At 55.5% G+C, this 21,515-nt stretch carries 11 protein-coding genes; 6 read left to right on the top strand and 5 right to left on the bottom strand.

Annotated features, from left to right (window positions below; all coding sequences use genetic code 11):
• Positions 1 to 37 precede the first annotated feature (37 nt).
• Genes PFER_RS11290 through PFER_RS11315 form a run of 6 tightly spaced genes read left to right on the top strand, consistent with a single transcriptional unit; the run spans position 38 to position 3,695 of the window.
• On the top strand, positions 38 to 421 hold the full coding sequence (locus PFER_RS11290) for a DUF2178 domain-containing protein (RefSeq protein ID WP_048152432.1): 384 nt from the start codon (positions 38 to 40) through the stop codon (positions 419 to 421).
• A complete protein-coding gene (locus PFER_RS11295; protein ID WP_245612557.1) occupies positions 421 to 786 on the top strand; it encodes a DUF2178 domain-containing protein in 366 nt (121 codons plus the stop codon). The genes PFER_RS11290 and PFER_RS11295 overlap by 1 nt, the downstream gene beginning before the upstream one ends.
• Positions 787 to 987 (top strand): helix-turn-helix transcriptional regulator, encoded by a 201-nt coding sequence (locus PFER_RS11300; RefSeq protein WP_048152440.1) that lies wholly within the window; start codon positions 787 to 789, stop codon positions 985 to 987.
• Positions 987 to 1,682 (top strand): CPBP family intramembrane glutamic endopeptidase, encoded by a 696-nt coding sequence (locus PFER_RS11305; RefSeq protein WP_048152445.1) that lies wholly within the window; start codon positions 987 to 989, stop codon positions 1,680 to 1,682. The genes PFER_RS11300 and PFER_RS11305 overlap by 1 nt, the downstream gene beginning before the upstream one ends.
• A complete protein-coding gene (locus PFER_RS11310; protein ID WP_048152686.1) occupies positions 1,669 to 2,424 on the top strand; it encodes an ABC transporter ATP-binding protein in 756 nt (251 codons plus the stop codon). Before PFER_RS11305 ends, PFER_RS11310 begins: the two co-directional genes overlap by 14 nt.
• Positions 2,424 to 3,695 (top strand): ABC transporter permease, encoded by a 1,272-nt coding sequence (locus PFER_RS11315; protein WP_048152450.1) that lies wholly within the window; start codon positions 2,424 to 2,426, stop codon positions 3,693 to 3,695. The genes PFER_RS11310 and PFER_RS11315 overlap by 1 nt, the downstream gene beginning before the upstream one ends.
• Here PFER_RS11315 and PFER_RS11320 read toward each other — a convergent pair whose 3' ends face one another.
• From PFER_RS11320 to PFER_RS12320, 5 genes are all read right to left on the bottom strand, one after another.
• Positions 3,696 to 4,679, bottom strand: a complete 984-nt coding sequence (locus tag PFER_RS11320) for a metal ABC transporter solute-binding protein, Zn/Mn family (protein WP_048152455.1) — start codon at positions 4,677 to 4,679, stop codon at positions 3,696 to 3,698.
• Positions 4,680 to 4,729: 50 nt separating this feature from the next.
• Positions 4,730 to 5,146, bottom strand: coding sequence for a DUF371 domain-containing protein (locus tag PFER_RS11325; protein ID WP_048152688.1), 417 nt, complete (start codon positions 5,144 to 5,146; stop codon positions 4,730 to 4,732).
• Between the two features lie 79 nt (positions 5,147 to 5,225).
• Positions 5,226 to 7,499: a helix-turn-helix domain-containing protein gene (locus PFER_RS11330; RefSeq protein WP_048152460.1), complete on the bottom strand. Its 2,274-nt coding sequence runs from the start codon at positions 7,497 to 7,499 to the stop codon at positions 5,226 to 5,228.
• A gap of 75 nt (positions 7,500 to 7,574) precedes the next feature.
• Entirely contained in the window at positions 7,575 to 21,209 is a 13,635-nt protein-coding gene (locus PFER_RS11335) for a CARDB domain-containing protein (protein ID WP_281175731.1), read from the bottom strand.
• Positions 21,206 to 21,376 (bottom strand): hypothetical protein, encoded by a 171-nt coding sequence (locus PFER_RS12320; protein WP_170218370.1) that lies wholly within the window; start codon positions 21,374 to 21,376, stop codon positions 21,206 to 21,208. The genes PFER_RS11335 and PFER_RS12320 overlap by 4 nt, the downstream gene beginning before the upstream one ends.
• Positions 21,377 to 21,515 lie beyond the last annotated feature (139 nt).

Raw genomic sequence — 21,515 nt, forward strand, 5'->3', positions numbered from 1 at the left:
AAGCTTTACGTAAAGGAAACTTTACACGGTGGATGCCATGAAGACAAAACACTGGCTCGGGTGGGGTGTGATATTCGTTCTCCTCCTCGTACTGTTCGTTGAAGCCTCCAACAGGAAAAGCGTGGCTCTTGCCGTTGGGAGCCTTTTCCTTGGAGCCATCATCGCCACAGCCTACGAACGCTACCTCGAAAGAACTGGAGAGGTAATCGTTGATGAGCGGATTAAGGTGATCGAGGAGAAGAGCTACGCCCTGACCATGCGCGTCCTCGGCTTCACCATAGCGCTCACCTTTGTCTCAACGAGCATAATCTCCCAGAGCGACCCATTCTGGAAGAGCGCCTCCATCGTGAGCGGGCTTTTTCTGGCAATCATAGCCCTCCTCCCGCTTTTCGCGAGGGCGCACTACGAGGAGGTGATGTGATGTTAAAGTACGAAGGCCTGCTCGCGGTTTTGATAGCCGGCATTGTGATCGGCCTGGCCTACTCTACGAAGTCGGGGAGGGGCTTGCTTGCGGTCGGGATATTCCTAATAGGTCTCTCGCTGACATACGCCCTTAACTGGTACTACAACTCTCGGGTGGAGAGGATAGAAGACGAGAGAACCGAGATGATAAACGCCAGGAGCACGAGGAACGCCTACGCCCTGATGAGCGCCCTTCTCTTTGCAGAATACCTCTGGGAGTACAGCAAAGGGAACACTGAAACGGCAACCATGCTCCTCATCCCCCTGGCCGTGGGTGCATTCGTGCTCCTCGTCTCCCAGTACTGGTATGGGCGGGTGATGTGAATGCGCAACAGGCTCCGCGAGCTCAGGGAGTGGAAGGGCCTCACGCAGGAGGAGCTTGCGAAGGCGTTAGGCGTAACCAGGCAGACGATAATAGCGATAGAGAAGGGCAGGTATGATCCCTCGCTGAGGCTCGCCTTCAGGATGGCAAGGTTTTTCAAAGTTAAAATTGAAGACATCTTCATCTACGATGGTGAACCGTGATGCTGAAGTTCCTCCTTGTCGTGTTTGCCCTCTCGTGGCCCCTTCAGTTTATGGGATATCCTCATGCCTCCATGCTCGCGGTGGCCCTGGGGACGTTTGTGGTTGTCCACCTCGAGGGGGGAGTTTATCCGGGCATCACCCTCAGGAGAGGTTCCGAGCTCCTCAAGGCGGCGCTCTTTGGCATTGTGGTATTTCTTCCGGCGTTCTACGCTTCCCCTGCTTTCAGGAGGTGGTTCATGGGACAGGGCGCAATCCACGCTCTGGTGGCTCTACTCCTCCAGATTGCGCTCTACGTGATATACGCCTACGGCGAGGAGGTGGGGTGGAGGGGGTACCTGTTCCCGGTTCTCGTTGAGCGTTTTACCCCCATGAGGGCCCTCTGGATTCACAACGGGGTCTGGGCGCTGTGGCATGCCCCACTCCTGCTCGTGCTGGGGGGAGGGATGGTTGAGTTCATCGCCAACCTGCTTGGGGCATTTGTTCATGCCTCTCTCTTCGCCTACTTCTACCACCGTGGCGGTCTGGCGGTATCGGTGCTTTATCACGCTCTTTGGAGCGGCTTGAGGGATGTTGTGCTGTCCACGGGAGGCGTTGAGGGGCTCTACCTCCCCGGAATGGTGGTTGTCTTCATCGGGACGTACCTAACTCTGATGCCAAACGTATGGATGGGAGGTGGTGAAACTGCCCGCTGTTAAAGTTGAGAACCTTGAGAAGGACTACGGTAAGGTTAAGGCCCTGAAGGGCATAAGTTTTGAGATTAAAGAGGGCGAAATCTTCGGCCTCATAGGTCCAAACGGTGCCGGAAAGAGCACCACGCTCAAGATCCTCGCAACGCTCCTCAAACCAACGGGTGGGAGGGCGGAGGTCTTTGGCCACGACGTTGTTGATGAAGCGGATGAAGTCCGCGCCCTCATAAGCTACCTCCCCGAGGAGGCCGGCGCCTACAAAAATCTAACGGGCAGGGAGTACCTCCAGTTCATGGCTAGACTCTACGCGAAGGACGAGAATAAGGCCAGAAAGATGCTTGAGCTTGGAATGGAGCTCTCCGGCCTGGGGGAGCGCCTCGGGGACAAGGTGTCCACTTACTCGAAGGGAATGACGCGGAAGCTCCTCCTCGCGAGGGCCCTCATGGTGAGGCCGAAGTTAGCTATACTTGATGAGCCGGCGAGCGGCCTGGACATTGTGAACGCCTACGAGATAAGAAAGACCATAAGACGCTTTGCCCGCGAGAAGGGCGTTACGTTCCTCGTCTCCAGCCACAACATGCTCGAGGTGGAGTTCCTCTGCGACAGGGTTGCCCTCATCGAGGCCGGCAGGATAGTGGAGAGCGGAACACCGGCGGAGCTTAAGGATAAATACAGCGCGGAGAACCTCGAGGAGGTCTTCATGACCGTCGTGGGAAGGAAGCTCGAAGAGCCCGTGGGGGGTGCCTACTGATGTCGGACTTCTGGGTGCTCGTGAAGAAAGAGCTTAAGGACATGCTCAGGGACAAGGGCCTCATATTCGGCATACTCATCGTGCCCCTGATAATCTACCCGGCCCTTGGCAACCTCATGCAGGTCGGTTTCGAGCAGGCGCAGGAGGAGACGAAGGTCGTCATAGCGAACTTCGATGAGGGCTCCTACGGCCAGCTGCTCATCAATAGCCTTAAGCTCGCTCCCAACATCACGGTGACGGAGATAGAGGCCTCGACGCTGGAGGACGCGATGCGCGAGGCCGAGGAGCGGCAGTACAACATGATAATCGTCATCCCCTCGAACTTCTCCGCGAGCATAGAGTCCAACAGGAAGGCCGTGATCGAGGCCTACGGAATCTTCAGGGGGATGAGCATGGGAATGCGCGAGAGCGTGAGCGAGGGCAGGATTCAGGCGGTTGTGAATGTACTCAACGAGTACCTCGCCCAGCTCAAGATAAAGGGCCTCCTCGAGGGCGACCCGGAGGCGGTACTCCACCCGATAGAGCCGAAGAGCTACTCCGTTATCAAGGGCAGGGTCGTGGACGTGCCGCCCTCGCTCGTTGCGAACGTCCTCGCCGCGCAGTCCTTCTCAATACCCATAGTCATATTCATAATGATAATACTGGTCTCCCAGATGGCCGCGGGAACCATGGCGGCGGAGAAGGAGAACAAGACGCTGGAAACACTCCTAACTCTCCCCGTGAGCAGGATGGCCATAGTGGGCGGCAAGATGGTCGGGACGGGCGTGATAGGCCTCATAGCGGCGGTGGCTTATATGGTGGGCATGCGCTCCTACCTCGGCTCCCTGAGCGGAGGGGAGACGTCCGTAGGCCTGGCCGACATAGGGCTCTCGGTAACACCCCAGGGAGCGGCCCTCTTCGCCATCATCATGTTTTTGGCGCTTCTCTTCGCCCTAAGCTTCTCCATGCTCCTGGCCATATTCGCAGAAGACACGAAGAGCGCCAACACCGTTGTCAGCGCCGGCATAATGCCCCTCGCCTTCCCGACTTTCGTGCTGATGTTCGCGGACATAAACTCCCTTCCAACGGCGATAAGGTACATCCTCCTCGCGATACCCTTCAGCCACCCGGTAATAGCCTCGAGGGCAATGCTAACGGCGGACTACTCCGGGATGTACTTGAGCGTCCTCTACCTCGGAACCCTCTCCTTTGTGATGCTCTACATAACGGCGAGGTTCTTCACGACGGAGAAGATAATGACGGCAAAGCTGAGGTTTGGAAGAAAGAGGTGATCACTCCCTGAGGAAGGTGCCTATCGCGAACCCGAAGGTGAGCCCCACGATGCCGCCGAGGAGCACGTAAATGGGGCTCAGTCCGCCGCTCCCCCTCACAACCCTTTCCTTTTCTCCCTTCGCGAGGGCAGCTATGACGGAGGCGGCGTTCTCCTCCAGGACGGTGGTGTAGGGTTTTCCACTCCACATGTAGGTAACATCCGCTATGGGTTTTCCGCTCCGCTTTGAGAGCTCAAGGGCCGCTTCCCTGAGGGAATCGGGCGAGGAAGAGGTGTAGACTATCAGGTCCGCTTTCTCCGCCACCGGAAGGAGGGAATCAACCTCCCTCGCCGGTAGCTCCTCCTCGGGTTTGACCGCGGCGACGCTCTCCACCCCCATCCACTCGAGCACGTACTGGTGGGCCGGGAGTTCAACCACCGCGCTTTCCTTTCCGAGCCTCTCGAAGACTTCAGAGTACGCATCCACAATCTCCTCCACCCTCTTCTCGAAGGAGGAATAGGCCTCCATGTAGGAGGGAGCGTTGGAGGGGTCTGCCTCACTCAGCGCCTCCACGGTTGCCCTGGCTATCGCGAGCGCGTTCGTGGGGTCCATCCACGTTCCGTGTTCGTTCCTTCCCTCCATCCACCCCTTGTTGAGGAAGCGGAAGCCGTAGCGCGTGTAATCGTCCAGCCACAGGACTCTTGCCTCGATTTCTCCATTTCCCTCCAGCTCCCTTAGCTTCTTCTCCGCGGGGAGGTGGCCGCCCGTTGTCACTATGACTGCCGCTCTTCTCGCCTTCTCCACCTGCTCGGGGGTGAGCTGGTACTCATGCGGGTCAACGCCCATCGGAACGAGTACTTCCACCTCGACGCTGTCTCCAAGGGCCTCCTTCACTATCTCACCGAGCGGGGCTATGCTCACAATCACGACGGGCTTCTCCGCCCTAGCCCAGGGAATCCCTGACAGTAAGATAAGAACCATCAGCAGAAACACCGCTCTCCTCATTTTAGGTCACCCTAACGAAGGTTCGGGCTTCATCTTAAAAACTCTTTGCACTACTCCACTATGAGCTCGACCTCCACTTGCGTGTCGGGCCTCTTCAGGAGCTCCACGAGGTCTCTCCTTATGTCCTTGGCAGCTTTGTTCGCCCTCAGGGCAAGGGTTCTCCCGTCCACGTACTCGCTCTTTCTCACCACCATCGAGAGAGGGTGGCTTAGGATAAGCCTCTCATCGCCCCACGCTATCACCTCATCCTCAATGTCTCCAGCGCGTATCACTATTCTGAGCCTCCTTCCCTCCCGGAGCGCTCTTTTAAACTCCTCGCTCAGGTCGTCCATGCCCTTATCGGCCTTTATGCAGAGGATGCAGTCTCCCCTTGGGGTTAGGTAGTCCTCCTTCGTGAACTCAAGCGTAGAGCGGTGAGTCGCCCTAACGTTCTCATGACCCCAGCAGGTGATCTTTTCAACCATCATGCTCGCCCCTACCCTCCCCGGCTTATAACCCTTTGGGGATTCAAGGGGCACCTGCGAACTACTCACCCGGCTCCATGGTCTAAGACCTGGACGTTATTGGAATTTTGTCCAGGTCAATGACCTTCCCGAGCTCCTCCATGATGGCGTCGTATAACCAGAGCTTATCTTTTAGGTGCTCCTTTCCGAGTTTGAAGTACTTACCACCGTCTTTTCCTCTAAGGACTTCTATAACCCCCAGAAATATGTAGCCCGCCCATGAGAGGGGGTACCTCGTTGCCTGCCCTATCTTCACCATCTCACGCGCTTCTTTCTCCGCTTCGTCTAGGGCGCGGAGTCCTATCAAGGATACGACGAGGTAGGCGAGCGAGTCCACCGCCCTGCGGTAGTTCCTCACTCTGAGGAAGTACTCTGCTGCATTTCTGGCGAAGTGGGAAGCCTCTTCAAAGCGCCCTAGGTGGTAGTAGGATTTGGCGAGCTCGAAGTACGTTATGTTCGCCCTGAATGATACATTATGTGCCTCGCAGAGCTCCTTTGCATCCAGGTAATACCTGAGGGCCTCCTCGTTCCTTTTAAGGGCGCCGAGGATGTCCCCGATGTGAAGAAGAACCAGAGCTTCTGTGTCAGGGCCGGCTTTTGCCTTCCGGGCAAACTCAAGCTCCCTGAACGCGCTTTCCAGGGCCTCTTCTATACGGCCGGCAAAGTAGAGGTACTTGGTCTCCTCCATCACGTGCCACAGCCAGACAAGGGGCTCGTTGAGCTCTTCGGCAAGCTTTCTGCTCTCTTCGAGGTATTCCCTGGCTTTTTCAATCTCCTCCTTCTCGAGGTACAGGTCAGCCAGAAAGGTCAGGACGTTGGCCTTCTGGATTCCGCCGAGTGCGTCCTTGACACGGAGCCACCTCTCCTCGGCCTTCTCAAAAAGGCCCCTCTGGAACTCTATCTCTGCCTTTTCAGCCTCTATGTACGGATTATCCTCCGCCTCCTGGAGTATTTTCATGTACGTCTTGGGGAACTCAACAACGACCTCTCTGAACCTCCTGAGCCTTATTCCGGTCAGCTCCTTAAAGCGTTCCGCAGCATTGACCCTTACCACGTACCTGAAGGCTCTTAAAAACGCTTCTGGAGAGTCTTTTTCCAGGAGGTAGTCCGCGTAGGAGAGGTAGTAATCACCAGGCGAAAGGCTTGAGGTTTCGCGCGCAAAGCTTCTCACAAGGTCGTGCACGGCGTAGCCCTCGCCGATCCGCTCCACTAGCCCCCTGTTGAGGAGAGAATGGAGTGCGGGAAAGAGCCCCCTGCCAGGGTACAGTCGTTTAAGGGCCTCGTATTCAATCGGGTCGTTGAAAAGCGACATGATTCCGAGAAGGCTCCTTTCCGGTTCGGAAAGGGAGCGGTAGACCTCTTCAAAGAGGAACTCGAAGAAGTTCTCCCTTCCCCACGCTTCCCCTCTGGCGGTGCTCTCGAAGAGGAGGTTGAGCGCCAGGGGGTGGCCCTTCGTTATCCTGTAGGCCTCGGCGAACTCTCCGGGCGTTATGGAGCCCTTCCTGAGAAGGGCGAGGTTATAGGCCTCTTCCGGCCTGAGTCCCCGGAGTCTGAGATAAAAAACACCCTCAACGCCTAGTGGTGGCTTTATCCTCGACGTGACTACAATCTTCCCTCTTCTCATTCTCCTGGCCAGGAACCTTAAAACCCTGAAAAAGCCCTCGTCGTTGCACTGGTGCAGGTCATCCACTGCTATGGTTGCGTTTGTGTTTTCTACCCCCTCCTTCAGAAGCTCCAGAATTGTTTTTTCATCGTTTCCGCCGGTACGGAGGTACTCTATTAGCTCACCACGCCCCAGCGACTGCAGAAACATCCCGGCTCTCCAGAAGAAGTGTTCTACGCCCTCCGTTCCCGTAACGTGGTGCCAAAATGCTCTAGGGAACGCCTTCGCGACTAGAGTGGTCTTCCCAATACCGGCTATGCCGTACACCACCAGCACAGCCTCTCTCCTGTTTTGGAGCTCCTCAATCTCCTCTTCTCTGCCGACAAATACGCCAACACTCGGCCTTTCCTCCTCTAAGGGTAGGGTGTATTCTTCTTCCCTGCCCTCGACATGGATCTCTCCGGGGTTGAAGCGGATCTTCAGCTCATCAACCTTTAGAGAGTACATCCTGACGTTTTTGCCGCCAACGCGGCCCCATCTTCCCTCCACAAGACCGGCCTTCTCAAGAACCCTCAGCCTCCTGGAAACGTCGCTCTCGTCCCGATTCAGGAGCCTGGCCAGCTCTCGGGGGTTCATGGCCCTCGTACTGAGAAGGGATAGTATCCTAAGGTTCGCCTCACTGGAGAGTATGCGGAGGAGTGATCGGAGATCCATGGCTCTCTCCCACCTTAGAAGTTCTGTCGCCATCGTATAAATCGTTTAGGGTCAAAAAGAGGGAAAGACCGACCCTCAGGAGTAATCCATGAGGACTCCGACCGCCTTCTTTTCGAGAATGTAGGCCTTTCTCATGTATATGGCGTAGTACACCGGGTTCGTGGGATAGTAGTCCCCCGCCATTCTAAAGTAATTCCTTGCTTCTTCGTGGAGTGTGATAGCGTTCTGGAGAACGTCTTGCGGCCCCTCAAAGCCTTCAGAGAGCTCCTCGAATTTCTCCATAAGCTCCGAGTACTGGTATTTCCAGTAGAAGCCTAGCCCTATCCACATTTCGGAACGGTACTGAGCGGTTAGCGTCGGGTCAAACTGTCTGAGGACAACCTCCACCACCGGGTCACCCCTAAGCACAATGTAGATGTACCCCCCTGCGGTTCCATAGTAATTCTCCGCCGTTGGATCCCTCCCAAGGTCCAACCTCTTGCCGTTCTTCTCCAGCGTTACCGAGACGACTTCCCTGCCGTTTAAGGGGATCATGAGGACAGTGTATCCTCTCTCTTCAATAGTAACCCTCATCCTTTCCGAGAACATTCTGTAAACTGTGGTCCCGTCTCTGGCGATCCATTCCGAACTTCCCAGTGGGTATATTTTCGCCCTGAACCTCACTAGACTCCACAATCTGCAGTAGGGCCCCGCGTCTATCCACACACTCATGCCTATGGGGAACTCGAAGTTCAGGTTGCCGTTCCCATACCTCCATCCAATCACTAGGGTCCCATTTCCATAGTGTACCTCAGTATTTGCTTCACCGGGGATTACAAAGACCGTGCTGTTGTTCCCATGTATTACCCTGATGCTGGTATTGATGGTGAAGTTAATGAAGGTGCTGCCAACGTTGCCCCAGACATCCGATGCAACGACGGTTAGGGTGTGATTGCCGTCTCCAACGTTCACTGAAGCTACCCACGTACCGTTGAAGGTCATGTTGTACTCGAAACCGTCTACAAGGGCCTTGACCCACCTTATCTCCGACTCGTCTTCCACGGCCGCCCTGATCTCGGTTACGTTGGTGTCGTAGGTGGTGCTCTCCGGGTAGAGTATCATTATTACCGGAGGCTCCGTGTCTGAGATGTGGGTTGCGCTGCCGAAGAGGTTGACCCGCTGGTTGAGAAGCATTCTCGTTTCGTTGTGTCCGATTCTCCCGTGGACTACAATGGTTCTCTCGTAGGTCGCGTTTATCCAGCCTGAGGGGGCGCCATGACTGAGGTTCTCGATGAGGGAAACCCGACTCCAGTTTTCCATGGAGACGCTGTAAACTTTATCAAAGCCTGCCGTGCTGATGTTGATGCCCTTCAGCACCGTCTCACTCCAGTTCTCGAAGTCTTCCCTGAACGGTTCCCATGAGGTGGTGTTGTAGAACCCAAAGTCCCTCTCAAAGGCGTAGTTCTTGTTTCTCGCTATTGTGACGTTCGCAAACACCTCAACGCTCCTGTTAACAGTCGAGCTGAGGTTGTAGACGTCCCAAACGATTAGGGTAACAGTGTAAACGCCGCCTCTTGGGTATGTGTGGACGGGGTTGACTTCATTGCTTATCTCTCCATCGCCGAAGTCCCAGAGGTATCTGACTATGCCGTCCGGGTCGCTGACGTTCGTGGTAAAGCTCACAACTAGGTAGCTCGCGTTCCACGTGAAGTTTACAGCAGGAGGCTCGTTTATCCTGAAGAGGACGGTCTTGCTGACGTTGTGGCTCACGTCCCATGCAATGATAGTTAGGTTGTGCCACCCGTAGTCAAGGGTGACCTTCCTTGAAAGGCTGGCATTCTCGCTCAGCAACTCACCGTCGAGGTACGCCCTGACACCGAGCAGGTCGGTGTTCACCACAGTGTAGTTCACCCACACTTGCTCCGTGTTGTAAACCTCTTCAAGGGGACTCTCTATCGTTATAATTGGGGCACTCGGGTTCAGGTACACCCAGAGGGTCTCGTTTGCCCTGTTTCCGTACTCGTCCTCCGCGAAGATGACAACGGTGTTGTTGCCGGGCGAAAGCGGTAGAGTGCCAGTCCAGATGGAGCAGTTCCCTTCCTTGGCAATAAGGTCAAAATTCCTCGTGGTGTTGCCGACCTCGCCCCATACGGTGACGTTGCTCTCATCACAGGCGGTTACGTTGAAGATCGGAATTGTCTCGTAAATCCCGCTCGCCGGGTTTACGTGAATCACCGGGGGCTCTGAGTCGGCCACCTTAGTGGCGTTCGCGAATACGTCAACCCTCTGATGGATTGTCAAAGTCATATAGTTCCAGCCGGCCGTTCCGGTCACCGTGACGTTCCTCGCGTAGGTCGCGTTTATCCAGCCGTAGGTGTTCCCCAAGTTCTCCGAATAGCTCAGAAGCATCCATTCGGTGGCGTTCATCAGGGTGACGTTCAGACCGCTCGCGTTCACGGGTATTGAGGCGAGACTCTCCGCCGTCCAGTTCGCGAAGTTCGCCTTAAATGCTCCCCATGACGTCGTATTATAATGGCCGAAGTCCCTCTCAAAGACATAGCTTTCGTTCCTCGAGTTCTCTATGGCTCTATAGGCTTCCACAATCTTTTCCATTCCGTTGACTCCAACCCTGTGCTCTCCGGGCTCGTTTATTTCGATGGCCGTAGTTAAGTACTTCCTTTCCCCCGGGAGGGTCTCAATGGTGAGATACTCTACAGTCCTGCCATCGAGGGTAAAGTTAGCGGTGTAGTTTGCGGGGGTGTCGCCGATGTTAGCTATCGTGAGGTTGACCGTCACGTTGAAGGGCACTATTCCCCACTCGGGGCTCACCGTCAGGTTTTCCACGAACTCCGGGCCGAGGTAGACTGTTAGAGTCTTCACAGCGGAGGCGTTGTCGCCTTCATCGTCCCAGACCGTCAGGCTTACGTTGTAGGCACCGGGCTTGGTGAAGGTGTAGTTGAGCACAGGCCCCTCAAAGCTTTCATTTCCTATCCTCCAGAGGTATCTTGTTATCTCCCCATCCGGGTCGTAGCTGAGGGATGCATCGAAGATAACAGTCCTGTTCACTATTATCTGCTCGCTAGGTGTTATAACCGGAACGGGCTTCCTGTTGCCCTTGAGGACGTAGAACTCCGGAGTTCCGGCGTCGAGTATGTGGAGTGCCCCGTTGCTTATCCACTGGGCAACTGGCTCTTTTCCGTCGCTCCTCACTGCCTTCGTGTAGCCGGTAACCGGAACGCTTAGATAGTACCAGTCGGGCGTGGAGATCTGGGGGATCACCTTCATGAAGCCCTTCTCTTCCTCCTCTGTGAAGTTAACGGCCAATACCGCAAAGTTTTCGCCGTTCGAGTCAAGTATCATCTCCGGAATTCCATCGCGGTCATCATCAACGAGGAAGTCCATCATGCCGTCGTCGTTCGCTGTATCGTTGAAGGCCCTGAAGAGCCAGTGGGTTCTTACCTCTTTTATCAGCGACGTCTCGTTGCCTCCGAGTTCATCGCTGTGCCTGAAGGTCGCGTTGTAGTATGTGAAGTCCCCCGTCACCTGAGCCGTCATGAGCCAGGCTGCTGTCGAGCTCTCCCCTGGTTTGAGGTCGCCAAAGTCCACGGTGAGGCTGTTCGGAACCTTCTTCCCGTTGACGAGCGTTCCTATTATCCTGAAGTCTATGTAAACGCCCGGATAGTTCGAGCGCTCTATCTTCGGCTGGGCGGACTCTATCCTCAGCTTCCGCGCCTCCCCGTAGCCTGTGTTCTTAACCCTAACTCCAAAGACGAACGGCACGGACGGCTCTATCTCGGGCGTGTACGGGTCATCGCCGTAGACCTTCGTAGGCATGATATAGTCGAGCTCGAGCTGTGGGACGGGGTCAACCTCTATCACCGCCGGCCAGGTCTCGTAGACGAGCGTCGTGTTGCCGACCCTAGCGGTTATGTTCGCCATGACGTAGTAGCGCGTCCTGAACCTTTCCGCCGCACCAACCTTCGGGATTATGAGCCACCTCATCCTTGCCGTCTCTCCAGGCCCGAGGGAAGTTCCCGTTAGCCCGCTCTCCTCGTCGAGCCTCAGGAAGAACTCCTCGTTCGCTTCGTTGCCCTCGGCATCGAAGAACAGCACAGTTACGTTCACGTTCTCAAGGCTGTAGTTGCCGTTGGTGTTGGTGAACTTCAGAGAAGCCCTGAAGGCCTGCCTCTCGAAGGTCACCCTCTGCTCTATAGTCAGGATTAGGTCAACGCACATGTGGAGGGTGTTGCTCGGATAGTCGCCGTCCTGCTGGAGGGGTTTGAGATCCCGGGGTGAATCGATGGGTCTCAAACTAACGGCTTTGCAAATCTTTCCACCGGCAACGCTTCCGGTCTTCCCGAAGGCCCGGACAGAGCATGATGGACAGCCTATTGATTTGGTCGAGCCTCCCGAGCCGCTTGAGGACTTGTGGACCGTTGGAAGGCCCTTACAGTCGAAATGTCCCACGCTGGTTCCGCCGCCACCTCCACCGCCGCCACCGGCGTAGGTGACGGTGTATCCGTAGAGGGAGCCGCTCGCTATGATCTGGATGGGTTTGGGAGCGGTACCGGTCGGTGGGCTACAGTCGTTGTGCATCAGGCAGATTGCGCAGTTCAGTCCTGCCTGGAGTAGGTAGGGCGTCAGGTCGCTTACGGCCTTGTCAATAAGCTGGAGGACGTTGAGGGCACCCACAACGCTTGACCCGACGCTTCCGAGCTTTGAGAGCGCTCCTGAGAGCAGGTTGGTGGCGATGCCAGCGGCCTTCTTACTGTCAACCTTGATCTGGCCGTTCGTGATGCTGACGACCCCCATTCCATAGACGTAGGTCGGGTTGGCGCTCATCGTTGAGCCGAAGCCGATGACGTTCCCCTTCGAGTCCTTCACAACCGTGAGCTGGTAGGAGGATATCTCGTTGTATATCTGCCTGTACACAATTGGATTGGTGGCGAACGGGCCGGCCAGGAGCTGGGCGAGGTTGTTCTTGACGGAGTTGAAGGTTTTGGCGAAGTTCTCGTAGTTCTTCGCCGTCGGGTTCATTGCAAACTGGGCATAAGCATCGTAGAGGCTCTCAAGGTTGTTCATTGATTCGCCGGCCACGGTGTTCGCGAGGTTCGTGTCGTCTATGTTGCCAAGCGCGTTCCCTATCTTCTGACCGATGAACAGAAAGGCCAGCTTTCCGCTCAGCAGGGCCATGGATTTCCAGCAGCCGTCGCACGTTGGTTTGACGACTATCTGATGCACCTTCTGGGCCTTGAGGGTTATCTTCCCCGCTTCCTCGACACAGACGACACCCGCCTTAAGCTGGAAGACCTTCGTTTCGTGGAGGCACGGGTTCATCGGCGGAGAGCGGTGGTGGTATATCCTCACCACGTACGGAACCACGACCGTCTGGCCAGGCTTCAGCTCGTCTATCCTGCCGACAGCGAACTTGACGTCTATGTAGTGGCTTCCGCTGCTCTCGAAGGTTACATTGAATACCGAGACGTAGGGGTGGGTGTTGGTTACCACCAGCTGACCCCTAAGCTCGACGACACCCGCCTCAGCCAGCTTTTCGTAGTCTATGTAAACCTCCATGTCGCCGCCGTAGCTCTTTATCTCCGGCGCTGGGACGTGGGTGGAGTAGCCTATCTCGTGTCTGACGTAGTATACATCCTGAATCGTTACGGGCACTACCTCCCACTCGACCTCGAGGATCGAGGGCATTAGAACGACGCTAACGTTCTTCTCGATGCCGGCATCTACAGTTACCGTCTTACTGCCGGTGTAGTAGCCCTCCTTCGAGACGAAGAGCTTGTAGTCTCCCATAGGAACGTCGGTGAAGGTTATAGTACCGTTTTCGTCCGTCTCCCCCTGGAAGTGGGCATAGCCGTTGTAAATCTCAACTTCAGTGTTGGCTAATCTCGTGGCGTTCGGGTCCATCACGATTACCCTTATGATTCCGGTGGCGTTGGGCGTGACCGTGACCCTGATGGGGATTTTAATCGTCCGGTAATCGGTGGAGTTGATGGTTATCTCGCCCTCGAAGGTCCCCGTGAGGTTTGCCGGTGGGGCGACGTAGACGGAGATAGCCTTCTCCTCCTTGGGATTGAGTTCGGTGAAGTTGGCAACGACCCTCACCCATTCTATTGAAGAGCCAACGCTCACGTTCCTCAGCGAGTCAAAGCCCACGTTCCTGACGGTTACGGATGTACTGACTGTCTCGTTCGTGAGGACGCCTATATCGAGAACCCTCGGCTCGGTAACTACCACCGGTTCCGGCGGGAGAACATTCAGCTCAATGGTGAGGTTCTTCTCTATCGTTAGGCCGAGCTGGGTCGTCCTGAAGGTGATAGTTATCGTGCCGTTGACCGCGTTCGTGCTCGCCAGCCCTATATCGAGCCTGTTCGTACCGCTCTTCAGGAGAAGTCTTGAGGGGACGCCCACGCTGTACTCCGGCGGGGCCGAGACCGAAACAGAGACGTTTGAGTCCTCCCAGTAGTTGATGAGCCTAACGCTTATGGTGCCGTTGAACTCCTTGGTAACGGTGAGCCTGTAAACGTCTGGAACCACCTTCAGGCCCACGACGTCGAACTCCGCGTCGTTTTCTATGGCGACAACGCTTGGATGTGTTGCGCTAACGACGAAGTGTCCAGCCTCTCCCGGGAAGGGCGTGAGGGTGAGGTTGAAGTGCCCTGTGTCGTCGGTCATAACCGCGTACTCCCTCACGAAGCCGCCCCTAGCTATCGCGACCTTGACTAGGACGTTTGGCAGGTAGCCGCTGGAGTTGTAGGCGAAGCCAGTGATGGTGATCTCTCTTCCCTCCTCGAAGACAGGACTTACCGTTACGTTGGCGTTGTAGGGAGGCTTTTCGGTGGAAACTATCGCGGTTCTCGTGAACTCTCCGACATCGGTTATCACGGTGGCGTTGAAGACCATCTCACTCGGGGCATCGAGCGGGACGACGTAGTCGAAGGACGCTGTAACGGAGAGGTTTGCCGGGAGGACTATGGAATATCCCTTCCTCATCCCGAGAACTTCAACCGCGTTGACCCTCAGCGGGGCCGAACCCGTGTTCCTGAAGGTCACGTAGATTCTCGCCCTTGCTCCTCTCACGAAGTCCCTCGTTGAGACCATGACAGGATTGACGACGGGGTCCCTCACCTCAACGCTCTTCTCAACAGTTATTTCTCCGAGGGTGAAAGTGAGTACGTGGGTTCCCCTCTCCGAGGGCACGACGCGGAAGCTCAGCGTGGCTTCCTCATCGGGCAGCAGGAGCGGAAGCGGACCTATGGCTTCTCCGGTGGTGTTGTCGAGCTTGATAATCGCTCCAAAGGTGTCGAGCGGGGCCGAACCCTGGTTCTTGATGGTTACCTCAACGAGCCCCGGAAGCCCCGTTCTGAGGTCGTGGACTGTTATCACGGGCTCTTCGGCCTTGTCCAGCCTCACCGGAAGAACGGTCTGGGTAGATGAGCCCCCAACGGTTAGCACTGCCCTCAGAGAGCCTAGGCCGTCTGAGATGGTTATCGTAAATGCCTTGCTCGTCCTTCCGGGGGTCAGGGTTACGTTCCTCTCAACGGCCCCCATAACCTCTCCAAAGATGTCCACGAGCTCTAGGACCAGCGTTCCGTTCGCTGCACCATCTAGGTTCTCGATAGTGACGTTCACGAGCGCTGGATAGCCAGTGACGAGCTTTCCTGTGCCTATGGTGAGCCTTGCGGGGAAGAGGTAGGCAGGATCACTCTCCAGGCCGGTGAAGTCCACCGCCGTTACGCTGTAGTTCAAGCTCCCCGCGTAGAGGTCGCGGAAGTGGGTGACCTCAACCGGCTCGTCGTTGAGTTTCTTCCCATCGCGGTAGACGTAGTAGCCGGCTATATCTGAATCTCCACTTGGAAGCCAGCTCAGCTCCACGTAGGAGCCGTTTATGCTGGCCGTTAAGCCGCTCGGCGGGTGCGGGATTCCGTTCACCGTGAACCTCAGGGTAAGGTTGGCCCTGTTTCCAGCTTTGTCAACGGCTTCAACTGTTAGCGTGTAGGTTCCGTCAGTCCTTATGACCCCTCCGCTGAAGGGCTCGCCGTTGACTTCCACCCTGTACCCCCTGAGGTTCTCGTCTGTGACGCTCACCCACGGGACAACGCTTCCGTTGTAGAGGGCTCCGTCGGTGATGTTCGTCTCTATCACAGGTGCCTTCCTGTCGAGGACGAAGCTCCAGGTGTAGAGCTTTGAGTTTCCAGCCTTGTCTAGGGCCGTAACCACCGCGGTGTAGTTGCCGTCCACGAGCGGGCTTGAGTTCTGAAAGATGAGCCAGCCCATTATGAACCCTGAGGTGCCGTCAATCGGGCTTCCGTTGAGGTAGAGCTCAAGCTTGCTCGCCGAGGTGTCAACACCGGACCCCTCGTCCCTCAGGAAAGCTCCAACAGTTGCTTCGTTCGTGAAGCTGCCGTTCTCCGGATAGAGCTGGAAGATGTAGGGTGGCTGGTCGTCAATTATGGTTAGGTTAAAGCTCGCCTCGTTGTTGTCCTCACCCCTCTCCTCAACCTCGTTAAAGGGATCAACGACAGCCCTCATGGTGTATCTTCCGTAGTTGGCTTTCCATCTCAGCTCTACCGTTGCATTTTCTCCTGAGTCGAGGCCGTAGAGCCTCTTCAGGGCAACTAGGGAGTTGTTGGCGTAGACTCCAACGTAGAACGGTAGCCCGGTCTTCTCGCCTATGTTCTTCACGGTGATCCTGAAGGTGATAACGTTTCCAACTTTGAGGTCTCCGGAGTGGGTGACGGTTACGACCGTGAAGTCCGGTGCGGGGACATTTACCAAAGCTATCGCGATGTTGTTGCCCTCGTCCAGCTCGCGCACCGCGTTACCCGGGTCGGCAACTGCGCTCAGGTTGTAGGCACCGGGTTTTGCCGTCCAGTTTACGGTAACGTTCCTTTCCTCTCCAGGCGCTAGGGAGGGGACGTAGATGCCACCGAGGGTCTCGGAGTCTTTCCTTATGGCGAGGTAGAACGTCCCCGTTGATGAGTCTCCGGAGTTCCTGATAAGAACCCTTGCACTCACGGTCTCTCCGGAGTAGCTCGGGCTTCCCGGTGAGAGGGAGACGACCTCTATGTCCGGGGCCTTAACGTGGACGTTAACGGTGAGCTCGTTGTTGTCTTCGTTCGACTCGAAGACGGCATTGTAGTAGTCAACCACGAATCTCAGCGTCCCCTCCCCCGGATATGGCCTTACGGTTATGCCGACCGTTCTGCTCTTTCCGGCCCCCAGCGACTCAACGTAGGCCCCTCCGATATACCTATCCCCGTCGAAGACCGCTATGAAAAAGCTCCCCTCAACACTTACGCTCCCACCGTTCTTCACCGCCACGTTTATCGTTGCATACCTGTTGGCATCGAGCTCAGGGATTGAGACGTTATCAACGGTGAGATCAGGTAGGGCTATGTTGACCGGAATCGTAACCTCGTTGTTGCTCTCGTTCTTTTCCGGGATGTAGTTCCAGGGATCAACCTTTATCGTGACGTTGTGCCTTCCACCAACGTTGAAGCGCCATCTCAGGGTTACCTCCCTGGTTTCTCCCTTCATGAGGGAGCCGATCCAGGCGGAAGCTTTTGCCGAGCTCCCGTTGTCGAGGAACATGGAGACGTAGAAGGGCCTGTAGTCGTCTCCTCCAGTGTCCGTGACGTTCACCCTGAAGGTCAGGTAGCCCTTGGCGATGTCCTCGCTCACCCAGCGGTAGGAGGTTATGTAAAACTCCGGCGCCTCTACGTAGGCCCATCCGGAGACCTCGTTGTTACTCTCGTTTGACTCAACTATCTGGTTGTTCGGGTCGGCTATGGCGGTGAAGGTGACGTTTTCGAGCTGGTAAATGTAGAAGCTCCACCTAATCTCCTTAGTTTCGTTTGCTTCTATTCCGTAAACCGTCGTCCAATAGAAAGTCCCGCTGACGTTTAGAGCGACGCTGAAGGGTCTGTAGATGGAATTCCCGAGGTTTGTGAGGTTCGCTCTCACCATGATGTACTTTCCGTAGGCAGGCTCGTCAAAAGTCAGGCCATAAACGTAGAAGTCCGGCGTTCCGATGGAGCCTATCTCCGCCGTCATGTTATTGTTCCCCTCGTTGGCCTCAGGAATGTTGTCGTAGTAGTCGGTGATGACCTTGAGGGTGAGGTTCCCCGGTTTGGCGTTGTACCATGTCCACGTAAGCTCCTTTGTGGCGTTCTCACCGAAGTACCAGTCTCCTGGATATGCCCAGCCGTACGCTATTCTGCTGCTCCCGTTCCATACCTCAACCCTCGTCGAGAAGCTCCGGTAAAAGGCCTGTCCGTGGTTCTCTACGTAAACCGTAAATCTAACGTTCTCTCCGGATGTGAAGTTGTATGGCTCCCAGGTTACTCCTAGGGGTTCAAGCTCGGGATTTTCGAAGGAGGTGTTGAAGGCCTCCTCATTGTTGCTCTCGTTGACCTCCACCCACCCGGTGTTCCTGTCGAGTATCACCCTCACGCTGTGGTTTCCTGGATCGGGGTAGTAGGTTAGGGTTGCGGTCTTGGTTTGTCCCTTTGCAAGGCCGTTTATTGAGGTTCCTGACTCGTAGTGATTATCTTCGTAGAGGTAAAGGTAGAGCGTTCCCGTGAAGTTTCCACCAAGGTTGGTGACGTTCACCTTTAGCGAATAACTCTTCCACAGGTAAGCGGTGCCGTCCAGAACTTCATCCGGGATGGAGATGCCCGTTATCGTGAAGTCAGGCTTCTCGATCGTGAAGTTGATCTCGTCAGCGTTGTTGGTCTCGTTCAGTTCCTCCCACTCGTCGTTGTAGTCTGCGGTAGCGGTGATGACATTAAGGCCCCCCTGGACATCGAGGTTGTAGGTCCTTGTCACGTTCCCCCCCGGCGGGATCAAGCCGTAGTAGGAGAGGTAGGAGGAACTGTCCCCAGCTTCACTCGTATAGTTGAGCCTTACCCAGACGTTTGCATCCCAGTATGTGCTGTTAAAGGTGGCGTTCCCCCTGTTGTAGAGCACGACCGTTACAGGTACTCTGTCCCCGGCCTCAATCTTCTCAGGAAGGAGTACCTTGGGAACAAAGTCCGGGTGGCCGGTGGTGTAGTTGAAGACCACAGAGTTCTCGTAGGATGACTCCAATGCCTTCCTCTCCGGGTTCACGGTAACGTTGACTTCCCCTCCCGGCGGGTGGACTATGGGGTAGAAAGCCGTCTCAAAGACCTCACCTGTCTCGAAGACATCACCCACGTCGTAACTCCCAATGTAGTCGTAGTAATTTGAGCCGGCGAGACCGAGGACGATAGGTAGAGAGTAGCTGGTCACGTTGAAGGGCGCACCTCTGTTTATGACCCTAATCCTAACCGGAATCCTGCCAACAGTGTTGTTGGGTACGGTGACGTTCGCTATGACGAAGTTCGGGAGAGGTACGTCAAGCGGATAGAGGTAGTCGTTGTTGCTCTCGTTGGACTCCATGATGTAGTCGTAAACGTCGGCCCTGAAGGTTAGGTTGTAACTCCCACCGTTGAGGGCCGGCTTGAGTAGAACCCACGTGCTCTCGTTTTCACCGAGGCCGCTGGAGATGTACCGGGAGTCGTCCCAGAGCGCTCCCCTCGTCCCAACGTAAAAACCGGTGGTGAAGGCCTTTCCACCGTTCCTTACAGTTACGTTGAAGACCGCCCTGCTCCCGGCGATGCCGTCGAAGCTCACTAATGTAACGTTATCTATCACCAAATCCGGTCCCCTGACAAAGACCATCTTCGTGAGCCCGTTATTGAAGTAGTTGGACTCTGGAATCTCCCCATAGGGGTTGATCCCTGCCGTTAGGTTAACCAAGCCGAGGTGGGATGGGTAAAACCTTAATCTCACGATTCCGCTCTCGTTTCCAGGAACATAGGCTGAGTCCTCGGTGTAGCCGTTCTCGTAGAGCTTGAGGTAGACGTCCCCAATGTAGCAGGTGCCGAGGTTGGCATAGCTCACGTTGACCGTGTAGGTGTTTCCGCTCGTCAGGTCGGCGGGAACCGAGATGTTCGTTATCACGAAGTCTGGATAGCCTATATCAACCCCGTAAGTCCTGTTGTATGTGTTGTCGTCCTCTCTACTCTCATCCACCCTGTTGGATGGGTCTGCGATTACCCCTATCCATTCGAGCCTTCCGGGCTTCAGCTTAATGGCCACCGAAACGGTGGTGTTCTGACTGGCAGGAAGAGAGCTGACGTATGTACCCACTCCACTTGTTGTGTCATTGTAGGCGACTATGAAGCTCATGTAGAAGCCGTCGCTCCAGTTCGCCTCCCCGTCGTTTATAAGGGTGGCGTTGACTATTAACTCATCATTGATACAGCTCGGGATTGAGGCTGTTATTCCGATCACCCTGAAGTTAGGGCTCGGGAAGGAGAAGGTGCCCATGAAGCGGGAGTTGTCGGAGAGGTTGAGGTCGTGCTCCGGCAGGATGGCGAGGGTGAGGTTGTAGTTCCCCCCCTGGACGAGCCAGCGGCCGCTCCAGAGGGCGGTGCCGTTGACGAAGTCCTCAGGATAGAGCCAGTCCCAGAGCACCGGGCTTTCGTTCCTCAGCAGGACTATTTCCACCTTTTCTGGGTGAAGGGAGGTCGTTGAAATGGTGGCGTTTATCTCAACACTCTGCCCGACCACCATCTTCCCGATGGAAACGTTCTCAATCCCGTAGTTCCCGGGCCAGACGTGGAGCTCTTTGACGTTGTCCCCCCTGTAGGTCTCGTTGAGCTTTTCCTCCCAGTCTGCCCTGACTTCCGCGTATAGGTTCTGGATAGGGACGACCACATAAGGCTCTACCCAGCCACTGGAGGCCAGGGAGCCTATAGGGACCTTTGCGAAGGACGGTTCAACGCTTGGAATGGTGAGAACAAAGGTGGAATCCTCGGTTGCGTTTATCTCCACCTCGTCCATGGAGACCTTAGAGTAGTAGCCCGAGAAGAGGTCGTAGTCATAGCCAGAGTACCGGAGGAGGCGGTAGCTGAAGGTTATTGTACCGTTCTTGAAGATGACGACCTGGAAGTTAATGGGGTTCGAGGACGGATCGCCATCTGCATACGTGCAGCCGAACCACTCAACGACAACCTTATCTGGAAAACCTACCACCGCGAGGTAGCCATCGTTGGTCTTAAGATCGTCGTCGAGAGGGAAGAGAACGTCCGAATACCTATAATACCCATCGTAATGCGTTCCGTAATAGTCCTTAATCCTGGCCTTTTCCCACTTCTCAAGGAGCTCAACGTTCCCGTTCGTGCTTACGGAAATTCTGGTTATCTCCCTGCCGAAGTAGTTGAGCGTGAAGGGGAGCTCGTAGATGAAGTAGCCGTCGTCCTCCTTTATCACGGCACTCCCGTTGTGGACGACCTCGCCTGAAGAGACAAGTGTGGCGTTCTCTATCTCGTCCGAAACGTTGAGCCAGCTGAAGGCCGTCTTCGTGGGCGTTGGCAGGGATTGAATTGGGATTAGCGCGAAGGTCACGTTGAAGGGGCCGGAAGAACCGCCGTGGTTTGTAACGTTGGCGTATACCCTCATGTGGGTGGAGTTTACGAAGGCGTAGTCGAGGGTATGAACGCCGATGTCGGGAGAGGGAGCGGAGTTTTGGGCTTCACTTAGAGCTTTCGGGTTTGGAGGTGAATTTTTAGGGGGTGTGGTAGGACTATGCTCCAGGGGGTAAAGGTTTCCGGCTGTGACAATAGGGTATGAGAACGTGGAGATCACAAGGAGAAAGACCATGAAAATGGCCTGAAATTGCCTTTTCATGGATATCCCCTCCTGTCTTTCCCGCTACCTGGCCTATTCAGGGCATTCTCAACCTCTCTCGCGAAAAACACCTCTTCCGCTTTGAGAACCCTAATTACTGTCTCCCTGTCAATCTTGGTGTTTTCCACTATGAATTCAACGAGCTTGCCGTTTATCCTCCCCATCATCCAATCCCCCTTTCAAAGCTCATTACTAAGAACGCCACCCCACTACTTACAGAGTGGGTTTGAGGAAAATTGTCAAACCCCGAATCCCATGGGACATCAGCCAATCTTTTATACAATGGGAGCCCACTGATTATGGGGA

The organism is Palaeococcus ferrophilus DSM 13482, from assembly GCF_000966265.1.
Classification (GTDB): Archaea; Methanobacteriota_B; Thermococci; order Thermococcales; family Thermococcaceae; genus Palaeococcus; species Palaeococcus ferrophilus.